At 65.8% G+C, this 13,532-nt stretch carries 15 protein-coding genes; 8 read left to right on the top strand and 7 right to left on the bottom strand.

Annotated elements, in window-relative coordinates; all coding sequences use genetic code 11:
• Positions 1 to 62 precede the first annotated feature (62 nt).
• Genes lepB through U1702_RS12300 form a run of 4 tightly spaced genes read left to right on the top strand, consistent with a single transcriptional unit; the run spans position 63 to position 3,491 of the window.
• Positions 63 to 953, top strand: coding sequence for a signal peptidase I (lepB, locus tag U1702_RS12315; RefSeq protein WP_332725030.1), 891 nt, complete (start codon positions 63 to 65; stop codon positions 951 to 953).
• On the top strand, positions 950 to 1,618 hold the full coding sequence (rnc, locus tag U1702_RS12310) for a ribonuclease III (RefSeq protein WP_332725028.1): 669 nt from the start codon (positions 950 to 952) through the stop codon (positions 1,616 to 1,618). The genes lepB and rnc overlap by 4 nt, the downstream gene beginning before the upstream one ends.
• Positions 1,615 to 2,514, top strand: coding sequence for a GTPase Era (gene era / locus U1702_RS12305; protein ID WP_332725026.1), 900 nt, complete (start codon positions 1,615 to 1,617; stop codon positions 2,512 to 2,514). The genes rnc and era overlap by 4 nt, the downstream gene beginning before the upstream one ends.
• The gene (locus U1702_RS12300) at positions 2,511 to 3,491 is read left to right on the top strand and encodes a carbon-nitrogen hydrolase family protein (RefSeq protein WP_332725024.1); all 981 of its coding nucleotides are present in this window, start codon (positions 2,511 to 2,513) and stop codon (positions 3,489 to 3,491) included. Before era ends, U1702_RS12300 begins: the two co-directional genes overlap by 4 nt.
• On the opposite strand, the gene U1702_RS12295 is transcribed toward U1702_RS12300, so the two are convergent.
• From U1702_RS12295 to U1702_RS12285, 3 genes are read right to left on the bottom strand one after another with little or no spacing between them, the layout of a single operon-like run.
• Positions 3,488 to 4,180: an NAD-dependent deacylase gene (locus U1702_RS12295; RefSeq protein WP_332725022.1), complete on the bottom strand. Its 693-nt coding sequence runs from the start codon at positions 4,178 to 4,180 to the stop codon at positions 3,488 to 3,490. The two genes, U1702_RS12300 and U1702_RS12295, sit on opposite strands and share 4 nt — an antisense overlap.
• Positions 4,177 to 4,503, bottom strand: a complete 327-nt coding sequence (locus U1702_RS12290; RefSeq protein ID WP_332725020.1) for a YnfA family protein — start codon at positions 4,501 to 4,503, stop codon at positions 4,177 to 4,179. Before U1702_RS12290 ends, U1702_RS12295 begins: the two co-directional genes overlap by 4 nt.
• Positions 4,504 to 4,518: 15 nt before the next feature.
• A complete protein-coding gene (locus U1702_RS12285) occupies positions 4,519 to 5,529 on the bottom strand; it encodes a ligase-associated DNA damage response exonuclease (RefSeq protein ID WP_332725018.1) in 1,011 nt (336 codons plus the stop codon).
• A gap of 170 nt (positions 5,530 to 5,699) precedes the next feature.
• On the opposite strand from U1702_RS12285, the gene U1702_RS12280 reads away from it, so the two are divergent.
• The 3 genes from U1702_RS12280 to pdeM are packed head-to-tail and all read left to right on the top strand — an operon-like array spanning position 5,700 to position 9,779.
• Positions 5,700 to 8,105: a ligase-associated DNA damage response DEXH box helicase gene (locus U1702_RS12280; RefSeq protein ID WP_332725016.1), complete on the top strand. Its 2,406-nt coding sequence runs from the start codon at positions 5,700 to 5,702 to the stop codon at positions 8,103 to 8,105.
• Positions 8,106 to 8,147: 42 nt separating this feature from the next.
• Complete coding sequence (locus U1702_RS12275) at positions 8,148 to 9,086, top strand: retroviral-like aspartic protease family protein (RefSeq protein ID WP_332725014.1); 939 nt, start codon at positions 8,148 to 8,150, stop codon at positions 9,084 to 9,086.
• A 30-nt stretch (positions 9,087 to 9,116) separates the two neighbouring features.
• Positions 9,117 to 9,779 (top strand): ligase-associated DNA damage response endonuclease PdeM, encoded by a 663-nt coding sequence (gene pdeM / locus U1702_RS12270; RefSeq protein ID WP_332725012.1) that lies wholly within the window; start codon positions 9,117 to 9,119, stop codon positions 9,777 to 9,779.
• Positions 9,780 to 9,891: 112 nt separating this feature from the next.
• Here pdeM and U1702_RS12265 read toward each other — a convergent pair whose 3' ends face one another.
• The 3 genes from U1702_RS12265 to U1702_RS12255 form a co-directional block, all read right to left on the bottom strand.
• Complete coding sequence (locus U1702_RS12265; RefSeq protein WP_332725010.1) at positions 9,892 to 10,587, bottom strand: GIN domain-containing protein; 696 nt, start codon at positions 10,585 to 10,587, stop codon at positions 9,892 to 9,894.
• 39 nt (positions 10,588 to 10,626) lie between these two features.
• Positions 10,627 to 11,346: a head GIN domain-containing protein gene (locus U1702_RS12260; RefSeq protein ID WP_332725008.1), complete on the bottom strand. Its 720-nt coding sequence runs from the start codon at positions 11,344 to 11,346 to the stop codon at positions 10,627 to 10,629.
• A 125-nt stretch (positions 11,347 to 11,471) separates the two neighbouring features.
• The gene (locus U1702_RS12255; RefSeq protein WP_332725003.1) at positions 11,472 to 12,005 is read right to left on the bottom strand and encodes a CarD family transcriptional regulator; all 534 of its coding nucleotides are present in this window, start codon (positions 12,003 to 12,005) and stop codon (positions 11,472 to 11,474) included.
• Positions 12,006 to 12,267: 262 nt separating this feature from the next.
• Between U1702_RS12255 and U1702_RS12250 the strand changes: the two genes are divergently transcribed.
• Positions 12,268 to 13,146, top strand: a complete 879-nt coding sequence (locus tag U1702_RS12250; protein WP_332725001.1) for a tetratricopeptide repeat protein — start codon at positions 12,268 to 12,270, stop codon at positions 13,144 to 13,146.
• 3 nt (positions 13,147 to 13,149) lie between these two features.
• Here U1702_RS12250 and fdxA read toward each other — a convergent pair whose 3' ends face one another.
• On the bottom strand, positions 13,150 to 13,491 hold the full coding sequence (gene fdxA, locus U1702_RS12245; protein ID WP_332724999.1) for a ferredoxin FdxA: 342 nt from the start codon (positions 13,489 to 13,491) through the stop codon (positions 13,150 to 13,152).
• Positions 13,492 to 13,532: the final 41 nt, after the last annotated feature.

Below are 13,532 nucleotides of genomic sequence, written 5' to 3'. Positions count from 1 at the left end.
CGTGCCGGGGAGGATTAGAAAGCCGCCTTGACGCTGCCATAGTGGCCGCGCAAGGCACGCATATGGACGATACCGCCCCCGCCGATTCCACGGCCACGCCCGCGCCTGTGCCGCAGACCCAGCCCGTCAAGCCGCGTTCGGAGTTGCGCGAGACGCTGACATTCCTGGTCAAGCTGGCGATCCTGGTGTTCGTGGTGCGCAGTTTCATCTTCGCGCCGTTCAGCATCCCGTCGGGTTCGATGCTGCCGCGATTGCTGGTCGGCGACTTCCTGTTCATCACCAAATGGAATTACGGATACTCGAAGCATTCGATGCCGTGGAGCCTGCCGCTGATCCCCGGCCGCATCTTTGCCGACGATCCGACGCGCGGCGATGTGGTGGTGTTCAAGGCACCGCCGACCGACGATACCGACTGGATCAAGCGCGTCATCGGCCTGCCCGGCGATACGGTGCAGATGCGCGGCGGCCAGCTGATCCTGAACGGAAAGGCGATCCCGAAACAGCGGATCGCCGATTTCGTGCTGCCGATCAGCCCCAATTTCCCGATTGCGGGACCGGGTACGGACGGGGGTTGCGAACCCGCGTTCGTGCAGCAGGCGGACGGCCGGACCGTGTGCCGCATCCCCCGCTTTCGGGAGACGTTGCCCAGTGGCAAGACCTATGACGTGCTCGATTCGGGCGAAACCTTTGCCGACAACACCGACTTGTTCATCGTGCCGGCGGGGCATGTGTTCCTGATGGGCGACAACCGCGACAATTCGAGCGACAGCCGGTTCCTGCCATCGGTCGGCAGCGACGGCGTCAACCGTGGCGGTATCCGGTTCGTGCCGATGGAGAATCTGCAGGGCAAGGCCGTGGTCGGCTTCTGGTCGACCGATGGCAGCGCCGAATGGGTCAAGCCGTGGACTTGGGTAAGCGCGGCGCGGTTCGAGCGTGTCGGGGATGGCTTTTGAACGAGCCGCTGGCGGACTGGCTGGCCGGGGTGCTGAAGGAAAGCCCGGCGGATCTGACGACCTATGAACGCGCGTTGACGCATGGCAGCCAGGCGGCGGCGAATTACGAGCGGCTGGAGTTTCTGGGCGACCGGGTGCTGGGGCTGACGGTTGCGGAATGGCTGTATCAGCGCTTTCCGGACGAACCCGAGGGGAAATTGTCGCGGCGGTTCAACTCGCTGGTGACCGGCGTGGTGTGCGCCGACGTCGCGCGCGAGATCGGCGTGCCGGCCTATCTGAAGCTGGGCAAGCAGGCACGCGACGATGGCGCGGCGGGCAGCGACAATGTGCTGGGCGATGTGATGGAGGCGCTGATCGGGGCGTTCTTCATCGAGCGCGGGTTCGACGCGGCACGCGCGCTGGTGCGGCGATTGTGGGACAGCCGGATCGATGCGCAGGCGTCGGCACCGAAGCACCCGAAGTCGGCGTTGCAGGAATGGGCGGCGGCGAACAATCGTCGCGCGCCGGACTATGAATTGCTGGACCGCTCCGGCCCCGGCCATGCGCCGCGCTTTCGCGTGAGGGTGTCGATCGGCAAGCTGGCCGAGGCCGAGGGCGAGGGATCGAGCAAGGCGGCGGCGGAAACGGCGGCGGCGGTGGCGTTATTGGAGCAATTGGACAAATGACCGCGGAACAACATTGCGGGCTGGTCGCCATCGTCGGCGCGCCCAATGCGGGCAAGTCGACGCTGGTCAACGCACTGGTCGGACAGAAGGTCGCGATCGTCAGTCCGAAGGCGCAGACGACGCGGACGCGGCTGATGGGGATTGCGATCGAGGGTGACACGCAGCTGTTGCTGGTCGACACCCCCGGTATCTTCGCCCCCGCCCGGCGGCTGGACCGCGCGATGGTGGCGGCGGCGTGGGAGGGGGCGGAGGGCGCCGATCTGGTTGCGCTGGTGGTGGACGGCAAGGGCGGGATCGGGCCGAAAGTGCGGGCGATTGCCGAGAGCTTGAAGGGCCAGCGCGGGCGCAAGCTGCTGATCCTCAACAAGGTCGACGTGGCGGACAAGCCGCGTCTGCTGGGGCATGCCGACATGCTCAATCAGCTGATGGCGTTCGACGATACCTATTTCGTGTCGGCGACGACCGGGGACGGAGTGCCTGAGCTGAAGGCGCATCTGGCGGCGAAGATGCCCGAGGCACCGTGGCATTTCCCGGCGGATCAGGTGTCCGACGCGACCGACCGGATGCTGGCGGCGGAGATTACGCGCGAGCAATTGTATCTGCAGCTGCACGCCGAACTGCCCTATGCCAGCGCGGTCGAGACCGAGCTTTACAAGGAGCGACAGGACGGATCGGTCGAGATCCACCAGCAGATACTGGTCGGGCGCGATACCCAACGCGCCATCGTGCTGGGGCATGGCGGCGCGCGCATCAAGGACATCGGCAGCAAGGCGCGGGCCGAGCTGATGAATTTGCTGGGGGTGAAGGTGCATTTGTATCTTCACGTCAAAGTAAGGCCGGGCTGGGAAGATGATCGCGGGCTGTATCGCGACATCGGACTGGACTGGGTGGAATGAACGCACGCGTAAAGGCGGCGATCGTGCAGGATGCGCCGGTGCCGCTGGCGATCGCGCCGGGCATCGACAAGGCGGTGATGCATATCGCCGACGCTATCGATGTCGGTGCGGAAATGATCGCATTCGGCGAGACGTTTCTGGGCGGATACCCGCTGTGGTTGGACGAAGCGCCCAATGCCGCGATCTGGGACCATCCGGGGACGCAGGCGTTGCACGCGATTCTGATGGCGCAGGCGATTCGCGGGATTCGCGACCCCCGGCTGGAGCCGATTCAGGATATCGTCGACCGCGCAAACGTGATTGTGTCGATCGGCGGGCATGAGCGGGTGCGGCAAAGCCTGCTCAACACGCAATTCCTGTTCCGGCCGGAGCGACCGCCGCTGATCCACCGGAAACTGGTGCCGACGCATGGCGAGCGGATGATCTGGGCACGCGGCGACGGATCGACGCTACACACGCATCCAGCGGAGTGGGGCAATGTCGGGCAGCTGATCTGCTGGGAGCATTGGATGCCGCTGGCGCGTGCCGCGATGCATCATGCGGGCGAGGCGGTGCATGTTGCGGCATGGCCGAGCGTGCGCGAGATTTATCTGACGGCGTCGCGGCATTATGCGTTCGAGGGTCGGTGTTTCGTGCTGGCGGCGGGGACGATCCAGACGCGGGCGGAGTTGCTCGACGGGCTGGAGCGCGCGGGCGGCGACGCCGAGGCGAAGAAACTGATTTTGGGAATGCCGGACGGGCAGCTGCAATTCGGGCATTCGGCGATCATCGGGCCGGATGGCGAAGTGATCGTGTCGAGCGATGGCGATGCGGATATTTTGACCGCCGAGCTGGATATGAGCGCGATCGGGCGCGGGTTGGCGGCGCTGGACAGCGATGGCCATTATGCGCGGCCCGACGTATTCGAGCTGCGGGTGGATCGGCGACCGCGCGAGGGCATCGTCGATGCGGATGAGGACGGGTTTACCCGGGCTTAGTCGAGTAGGGACGCGACCCATTCGGGCACCAGTGTGCCTGCCGGGCCGAGGCGGGTTTCGCCGAACCAGGCGCTGCCCTCCGACCGGTCGAGATTGAGTTCCAGCGTGTCGGCGCCGTGATAGCGCGCGGTGCGGACGAAGCCGGCGGCGGGATAGACTGCGCCCGAGGTGCCGATCGAGACGAACAGATCGGCACGGGCGATGGCAGCGTCGATCGCCTCCATCTGGTATGGCATTTCGCCGAAAAAGACGATGTCGGGGCGCAGCGTTGCCGCACCGCAGGCCTGGCAACGGGTGCGGGGCGGGAGCGAGTCCGTCCACGGCGTGCGGGCATCGCATTCGGCGCACAGGGCCGAGTTCAGTTCGCCATGCATGTGGATCAGGCGACGTGATCCGGCGCGTTCGTGCAAGTCGTCGACATTCTGCGTGACCAGCAGCAATTCGCCCGGCCATTCGGCATCGAGCCGGGCGAGCGCGTGGTGGGCGGCGTTCGGTTCGACGGTGGCGAGTTTCGCGCGGCGCTCGTCATAGAAGCGGTGGACGAGATCGACGTCGCGGGCGAGCGCTTCGGGGGTGCAGATATCATCGACGCGGTGCCCCTCCCACAATCCGCCGGGACCGCGAAAGGTGGCGACGCCGGATTCGGCGGAGACGCCCGCGCCGGTGAGGATGACGATGTTGGTGGTCATGGCGTAGCCCTTGGTCCGAGCAGGATGATAGCCGTGCCGACAAGAGCGACGAAACCGCCGATGATGTCCCAGCGGTCGGGGCGGGCGCCCTCGACGGTCCATAGCCATGTGATCGCGGCGACGATGTAGATGCCGCCATAGGCCGCATAGGCGCGGCCGGCGTGGGTGGTCTCGACCAGCGTCAGTGCCCAGGCGAAAACGATCAGCGCGGCGATGCCGGGGATCGCCCAGAGCGGGGATTTGCCGAGGCGGAGCCATGCCCAGAAGGCGTAGCAGCCGGCGATTTCGGCGAGCGCGGCGAGCAGGTAGGCGGGGAGGGTCATGGCCCCCGTCTTAGCTCAATCGTCCTCATCCTCGTAACCCGCGAGTTCGAGCGCGCGCGCCTTGATCTGGCGCTGTTGGCACCAGTGGACGAGCGCGTCCTCCCGTCCGTGCGTGACCCACAATTCGCGCGGGGCGATTTCCTGGATGGTACGGGTGAGTTCGTCCCAGTCGGCATGGTCGGACATGATGAGCGGGAGTTCGACGTTGCGTTGTCGGGCGCGCTGACGAACGGTCATCCAGCCGCTGGCCATCGCGGTGATCGGATCGGGCAGGCGGCGCGACCAGCGATCGTTGAGCGCACCGGGCGGGGCGATGACGATGCGGCCTTTCAGCTCCGCCTTGGGCAGGCCGGTCGCGGGACGCAGCTCGCCGAGCTGGACGCCGTGGTCGATATAGAGGTCGCACAGCCGTTGCAGCGCGCCGTGGATGTAGATGGGATCGTCGAAGCCCATGGCCCGCAATTCCATGATGACGCGCTGTGCCTTGCCCAGCGCATAGGCACCGACCAGGACGCAGCGGTCGGGCTCGGCACGCAGCGCGGCGAGCAGCTTGTCGACTTCGTCGCTGGTTTCTGGGTGACGGAACACGGGAAGGCCGAAGGTTGCTTCGGTGATGAAGACGTCGCATTTGACCGGGCGGAAAGGTTCGCAGGTCGGGTCGGGGCGGCGCTTGTAGTCGCCCGAGACCACGATGCGCTCGCCGCGATGATCGAGCACGATCTGAGCGGAGCCGAGGACGTGGCCGGCGGGGACGAAGCCGATTTCGACGTCATTGCCCTTTGGACCCATCCTGATCGTCTCGCCATAGGCGACCGGATGGCCGGTCTGTTCGCCGTAGCGCGCGTCCATGATCGCCAGCGTTTCGGGGGTTGCCCACACCTCGCCATGGCCGCCGCGCGCGTGATCGGCATGGCCGTGGGTGACGAGCGCGCGCGCCTTGGGCTGTGAGGGATCGACCCATGCGTCGGCGGCGGGGATGTAAATCCCCTCCGGATGCGGTTGGACCCAGTCGCCGAGCTTTGCCATGCTTCCTATATGGTTGGGATGGATCATGGTTCCCAGTTCTGTTTTGCTCCCCCTTACTCCCGCCGTCATGCTGAACTTGTTTCAGCATCCACCGCGCCACAGGCAGCTGCGTCGTGGCGGGAGGGGTGGATGTTGAAACAAGTTCAGCATGACGGAAGAGAGGGTGGGCTTTGAGCCTTCCGACCGTCCTGACCGACTGGTTCGCGTCGCGTGGCTGGGTACCGCGGCGGCACCAGACCGATATGCTGGCGGCGGGGCAGCGGGGGAGCCATGCGTTGCTGGTGGCGGCGACGGGGGCGGGCAAGACGCTGGCGGGGTTTCTGCCGACGCTGACCGAGTTGATCGAGGACCCGGCGGACGGGTTGCACACGCTGTATATCTCGCCATTGAAGGCGCTGGCGGTGGATGTGCAGCGCAATCTGTTGACCCCGATCGCGGAGATGGGGCTGTCGATCCGGGTGGAGACGCGCACCGGGGATACGCCATCGGACCGCAAGGCGCGGCAACGCGCGCGGCCGCCGCAGATATTGCTGACGACGCCGGAGTCGCTGAGCCTGTTGCTGTCGTATGAAGACAGCTTCACGATGTTCGCGGGGTTGCGGACGGTGGTGGTGGATGAGGTCCATGCCTTTGCCAGTGGCAAGCGCGGCGACCTGTTGTCGCTGGCGCTGGCGCGGCTTCAGGCGATTGCGCCGGGGATGCGGCGGGTGGCGCTGTCGGCCACGGTGGCCGACCCGGACGAATATCGCGCCTGGGTCGCCCCCTATGGCGATATCGAGTCGGTCGAACTGGTGCTGGGCGAACCGGGGGCGGCGGCGGATATCGCGATCCTGTTGCCCGAGGGGCGCGTGCCGTGGTCGGGGCATAGCGGGCGTTATGCGATGCCGCAGGTGATGGCGGAGATCGAGACGCACAAGACGACGATCATCTTCTGCAACACGCGCGGGCTGGCCGAGCTGATCTTTCAGGATTTGTGGAAGGCGAACACGCTGGGGCTGCCGATCGCGATCCATCACGGGTCGCTGTCGCAGGAGGCCCGGCGCAAGGCGGAATCGGCGATGGCAGAGGGACGGCTGCGTGGGCTGGTGGCGACGGCTTCGCTCGATCTGGGGGTGGATTGGGGCGATGTCGATTGCGTGATCCAGATGGGCGCGCCGAAGGGGTCTTCGCGGTTGTTGCAGCGGATCGGGCGGGCGAACCACCGGCTGGACGAAGCGAGCGAGGCGGTGATCGTGCCGGGCAATCGTTTCGAGTATCTTGAGGCGCGCGCGGCGCTGGATGCGGTGGCGGCGGGCGAGCTGGATGCCGAGAGTTTTCGCAGCGGCGCGCTGGACGTGCTGGCGCAGCATGTGATGGCGTGCGCGTGCGCCGCGCCGTTCGAGGCGGCGGTGATGCTGAACGAAGTGCGGGCGGCCTTGCCCTATTCCGCGCTGGACGCGGGTGTGTTCGAGCGCGTGCTGAACTACATCGCCGATGGTGGCTATGCGCTGCGGGCCTATGACAAATTCAAGCGGCTGACGCTGGGCAAGGACGGGCTGTGGCGGGTTACCAAGCCCGCATTTGTTGCGCAGCATCGCCTGAACGCCGGGATCATCGTCGAGGCACCGATGCTGGAGGTGCGGTTCAAGAACGGGCGGCGGCTGGGCAAGGTCGAGGAGAATTTCGCGGCGTCGCTGTCGCCGGGGGATACCTTCTCGTTCGCTGGGTTGAGTCTGGAGGTCGAGCGGATCGACACGTCGGACGTGGTGGTGCGGGCGACGTCGAAACCGGCGCGGATTCCGAGCTACATGGGCGCGCGGCTGGCGCTGACCACGAACCTGTCGCGGCGGGTGCGGGAGTTTCTGTGGGACCGCAGTCAGTGGTCGCGCTTTCCCGATGATGTGCGCGAATGGCTGGAGGTGCAGGCCATGCGCTCGCAGCTGCCGCCCCCCGACCGGCTGCTGGTCGAGACGTTCCCGCATGAGGGGCGCTATCACCTCGTCGCCTATAGTTTCGAGGGGTGGAATGCGCATCAGTCGCTGGGGATGCTGATCACGCGGCGGATGGAGGCGCTGGGGCTGAAGCCGATCGGGTTCGTCGCCAATGATTATGCGCTGGCGGTCTATGGCTTGGAGCCGATTACCGATCCGGCGGCGCTGTTCTCGGCCGACATATTGGAAGACGAGTTTGTCGACTGGGTGCAGGGATCGGCATTGCTCAAGCGCGCGTTCCGTGAGGTCGCGGTGATCGGCGGGCTGGTCGAGCGGCAGCATCCGGGGAAGAAGAAATCGGGGCGGCAGGTGACGTTTTCGACCGACCTGATTTACGACGTGCTGCGCAAATACGAGCCCGATCATCTGCTGCTGCGCGCGGCGTGGGAGGATGCGCGGGCGCGGATGACGGATGTCGGACGATTGGCCGATCTGCTCGACCGCGCGGCGGGGACGATGCTGCATGTCGATTTGCCGCGCGTGACCCCGCTGGCGGTGCCGGTGCTGGTGATGATCGGGCGTGAAGTCGTGGCACAGGGTACGGCGGAGGACGAGATTTTGATCGAGGCCGAGGCGCTGGCGGCGGAGGCGATGCGGCTGGATTGAGCGCGTATATCATTCGACCAACGGCATTTGCTGCGCAGCATGATGAGGCGTATCATCCGTGGCATGCAGTCGCGCCTGTCCCTGTTGCTGATCGCATTTATCGCCGCCCCCGCTGCGACACAGGAAACCGCGCCCGCCCCCGCCATCGGTGAGGATGCCAGTGGCACGCTGGCATTAGGCGCGCTGGCCAACCGCATGACCGTGCCGGTGTCGATCAACGGCAGCGCGCCGCACCCCTTCGTCATCGATACCGGGGCGGAGCGGTCGGTGATCTCGCGTCAGCTTGCTGCGACACTGGGGCTATCGGCAGGTCCGCAGATCACGCTGACCACGATGACGGGGAGTTCAAAGGTGCCGACGGTACGGATTCCGTCGCTGACCGTCGGGCCAGTACGCGACCAGCGCGCGTTCAACGCGCCCGCGCTGGAGGCGGCGCATATGGGCGCGCACGGCCTGTTGGGGATCGAGCAGCTCCGCACGCATATGGTGGCGATCGATTTCGATCGGGGCGAGATGGCGCTGCGCCCGTCGCGCCGGTCGGGCGTGCGCATGATGGCACCGCGCGACCGCGACGAGGTGGTGATTACCGCCAAAAGCCTGTTCGGCCAGCTGATCGTGACCGAGGCGACGTTCGAGGGGGCGCGGATCACCGTTATCCTCGACACCGGATCGCAGATCAGCATGGGCAATCTGGCGTTGCAGCGGCGGCTAAGGCGCATCCCGATGAAGGGACCGATCACGCTGACCAGCGTTACCGGTGAGCAGCTGACGGTGAATTATCATGTCGCCAGCCGGGTGCAGCTGGGCGGGATTTCGATGCGCGGACTGCCGGTCGCGTTCGCCGATATCCCGCCGTTCGAGCGGTTTGGGCTGATCGAACGGCCCGCGCTGATGCTGGGCATGGATGCGCTGCGCGCGTTCCGCCGGGTCGAGATCGATTTCCCCGATCGCAAGGTGCGGTTCCTGTTGCCGCGTGGTTGACGCGCGCGGGCGGTGCGACGATAGCGGGGCATGGTTCCCTTTTCGTTCGCCGGTCATGAATTGTGCGCGCTGCCCGAAGGCGCGCTTTACTGGCCCGCGCGACAGGCGCTGATCGTCGCCGATCTGCATTTCGAGAAAGCCAGCTGGTTCGCGCTGAAGGGGCAGATGCTGCCGCCTTACGACACGCAAGCGACGCTGGCGGCTTTGGGCGCGCTGATCGAGCGGACACGGGCGCGCGAGCTGTGGTGTCTGGGCGACAGTTTCCACGATTCGGCGGGGTGCGAGCGGCTGTCGGCGGATGCGCGGGCGACGTTGACCGGGTTGACCGGGTCGCTGCGCTGGGTGTGGATTACCGGCAATCACGACGCCGCGCTGACGGATCACTGCGGTGGCGAGATCGTCGAGGAGGCGGAGGTCGATGGCCTGTTGATGCGGCATGAGGCGGAGCCGCGCGAGTTGCGACCTGAGCTGTCAGGGCATTTCCATCCCAAGCTGCGCGTGCGGCTGCGCGGGCGACAGGTGGCGCGGCGCTGTTTCGTGGCGACGCCGACCAAGCTGATCCTGCCCGCTTTCGGCGCGCTGACCGGCGGGCTGGATGCGCATCATCCGGAGATCGTGCGGGCGGTGGGTCGCGGGGCCGAAGCGCTGGTTGCGCTGGAGGACCGGTTGCTGCGGTTTCCGATCGCGGCTTAGTTCGGGTTCAGCATAGCTCAACCGTGCGGCACCGGCCCGCTCCCCCACCCGGCCACCCACAGGGTATTCTGGATGGGTGGCCGGGTGGGGGAGCGGGCCGGTGCCGCACCACTCAACGCCGCTCCGTTTTCCCCGCGCAGGTCGCTGGTCCCGGACCGGCGAGACGACATGTCGCGTTGCCCTCAATCCGTACCGTGCCGGTGCCGAGCGTCGAGACGGCGGCGGTGAAGCGGGCGGTGAAGCGGCTGTCGCCGGCGCTTTGCGAATGAACGGTGAGGTCGTTGACCGAAACCCCGCCCGCGTCGATCGATCCGGCACCATAGTTCATGAAGCGGGCGTTGCGCGCGCTGCCGCCGCTGACCTTGACGTTGCCCGTGCCGGTCAATGTTGTGACGAGCTGATCGGCGCTGAGCGTGCCGACGGTCAGCGACCCCGCGCCATTGACGCCGAGGTCGATGCGCTGGCCGCTCATGCTGTCGATGTCGAGCTTGCCGCCGCCGTTGATGTTGGCACCGCGCAGCCGGGGCGAGGCGATGGTGATCGTCGCCACCCCGTCTTGCTCGCGCCAGCCTTCCCAGGTCGAGCGATCGGCGCCGACGACCAGGGTGCCACCTTGGTTGCGGATGCTGACCCGGTCGATCGCGGCACGCGCACCGGTGACGATGGCGGACGGTGAGCCGGGGATCACGCGCACCACAAACGGGCCGTCGATGCGGATGCGCTCGAACCCGGTGAGCAGGATATTCTTCGCCTGTGGCGCGGGGGCAGCGCCGAGGACGAGAAGGGCGAGGGGGATCAGGGTGCGCATGCTCGACGCATCGCACCCTTGCCCCGGGTCATCAAGCGATCAGCTGCACCGTGCGCTGCCCGATCCCATTTTGCTGACCGAGCATTTGGCGCCGCCGGTCACCTCGACATCGCCCGATCCGACGATCGACACGCTGGCCTGACCGGTCAGCTGGGCGCGGACGTTGCCCGACCCGGCGATCGAAATGTCGCCCTTTGCCGCCTTGAGCGCGGCGGCGTCGATGTCGCCCGATCCCGCGATCGAAGCGCCTATTTCGGTCGCCTGGCCCGCGACGCGCAAATCGCCCGATCCGGCGATCGACAGCGTCGCCTTACCGCCGTTCAGCGCGGCGACGGTCAGATTGCCCGAACCCGCGATGGAACCGTCGAAATCGCCCTCGGCGCGGTCGATCGTCATGTCGCCCGATCCGGCAACGCTGGCGCTGGCCAATTTGGGCATGGTGACGGTGATCTTTGCACCCTTGTTGCCGCCCCATTTCCAGTCGCCGTCCTTGCGACCGATGCGCAATGTGCTGCCGTCCTTGCGGATTTCGAGCTTGTCGAGCAGCGCACTGTCACCCTCTGCGGTGACCGCGAAGGTCGCGCCGGTTTTCACCTCGACATCGTCCGAGCCGCGCAGCGACACGCCGGTGAAATCGGTGACCTGAAAACTGCGGGTGCCGCCGGTGCCGCTGGGCTGGACGACATCGCCGCTCATCCCGTTAGCGAAGTTGCACGCGGCAAGCGGCAGTGCGGCGGCGAAAATCAGAGCGAGGTTCATCGTGACTCTCCCATGTGTGTTGTCACGATAATACACTCTTGATCAGCGGCACGCAAACGAAAAGGGGCGGCCGTTGCCGGCCGCCCCCCATTCATCAAATTGGATTCGTCAGGCAATGCGACCGATCAGGCGGTAACCTTGTCCTTGTTATAGATCGCCGCCGAAGCGCGCAGAATGTCGAGCAGCTTTTCCAGCGCCGCCTTCTCGTCGATCTCTTCCATCGCGGCGAGTTCGCGGGCGAGGCGGCTGGCCGCAGCCTCGAAGATCTGGCGTTCGGAATAGCTCTGTTCGGGCTGGTCGTCGGCGCGAAACAGGTCGCGGACCACTTCGGCGATCGACACCAGGTCGCCCGAATTGATCTTCGCCTCATATTCCTGCGCACGGCGCGACCACATGGTGCGCTTGACCTTGGGCTTGCCCTTCAGCGTGTCGAGCGCCTCGCGCAGCGTCTTGTCGCTCGACAGCTTGCGCATGCCGACGCTCTCGGCCTTGTTGGTGGGCACGCGCAGCGTCATTTTCTCTTTTTCAAAACGGAGCACGTACAGCTCGAGCTGCATGCCCGCGATTTCCGATTTCTGGAGTTCGATTACACGGCCAACGCCGTGCTTTGGGTAAACGACATAATCGCCGACATCGAAGGACAGCGCCTTGACAGCCATGTGCGGGAAGCCTTTCTAATGAACCATGCCCAACGGGGATTGCGCCGTTCGTCCGGTGCGGTTACCGGGATGATGACGCGATCGGGGCAAATGCTTTACGGTCTCCAGTACGAGGTCACGAATCCTCGCGTCCGTGCGCTTGTTTAACATAGTTGCAATAAAATTACCACCCTTGAAACACCGTCATCCGGTGATGTCAGTGACTTGAGCGGCGCGATCTCTACGATTGTCCCGATACCCGCTTCACGTCATAACGCGGACGATGCTGTCGCTTTTGCTGTTTTTCGCCGTTCAGGCAGATTCCGCCGCGCAAAGCTATTCACCTGCAGTCAAAACGCTGATTGCCGACCATGCTCGGCTGGCACCGGGCGAACTCGCCAAAAGGCTGGCGGCGCTGGCGGATCGTGGCGATCTTTCGGCAGCGCAGGCCTTGGGGGAAATGGCGCAGCAAGGCGCGTTGGGCGTCCCCAGAAATCTGCCTATGGCTTGTGACTGGTATGAGCGCGGTTCGGCCTTGCGTGGAGATTCCACGCACAATCTGGCGCTCTGCTTCGAGACTGGCAATGGTCGCCCGCAGGACATGGTGCGTGCCCGCACGCTTTATCAGGCGGCCGCCGCCAAGGGTTGGGTGCAGGCGAAATGCGCGCTGGGCACGATGCTGGTCGCCGGTCGCGGCGGCGCAGTCGATGCCGCGCGTGGCGTGGCGCTGTGCCGCGAGGCGGCGGAGGCGGGTAACGCGAACGCGCAGACCGACTATGGCGGGTTTCTGCTGACGGGCAAAGGCATCGCCCGCGATCCCGTGGAGGCGCGCAAATGGCTGACTGCCGCAGCCGAGAGGAAGCAAGCCAATGCCGCCTTCCTGCTCGCGCAAATCCACATGAAGGGCGACGGCACGCCGCGCGACCCGGCACAGGCCGAGCGTTGGTGGCGCGTCGCCTATGAGGGCGGACGCGCGGACGCGGCGATCCATGTCTCGAACGCGATCTATGCGCGGATCGCGCCGGACGGCGAGACCATCGCGGATCGTTCGCTGATTCCCGAATGGATGCGGTGGGTCAGGATCGCTGCGACCGAGGAGCCGGACCCGGCGCTACGCGCAAAATGGCAGGAAATGTTACGGTCGCTCGAAAAGGGCGACTGAGGATCAGTCGCCAGCACCGGGCTCCGGCGAGAAATATTTGTCGAACTTGCCCTCTTCGCCCTTGTGCTCATCGGCGTCCGCCGGGGTCTGGTCGCCCTTGCGCGTGACGTTGGGCCATTGCGCGGAGAAGCTGTTGTTCAGCTCAAGCCATTTTTCCAGCCCGCTTTCGGTGTCGGGCAGGATCGCCTCGGCCGGGCATTCGGGCTCGCACACGCCGCAGTCGATGCACTCGCTGGGATTGATGACGAGCATATTGTCGCCCTCATAGAAGCAGTCGACCGGGCAGACCTCGACGCAGTCCATATATTTGCAGCGGATGCAGGCGTCGGTGACGACGTAGGTCATGGCAGGTCTGGCCCCTAAAAGCGCCCGTCCGGGCTATTTCT

Source organism: Sphingomonas sp. LT1P40 (assembly GCF_036663835.1).
In the GTDB taxonomy this organism is placed as follows: Bacteria; Pseudomonadota; Alphaproteobacteria; order Sphingomonadales; family Sphingomonadaceae; genus Sphingomonas.
This window is presented reverse-complemented; position numbering and strand designations above follow the sequence as displayed.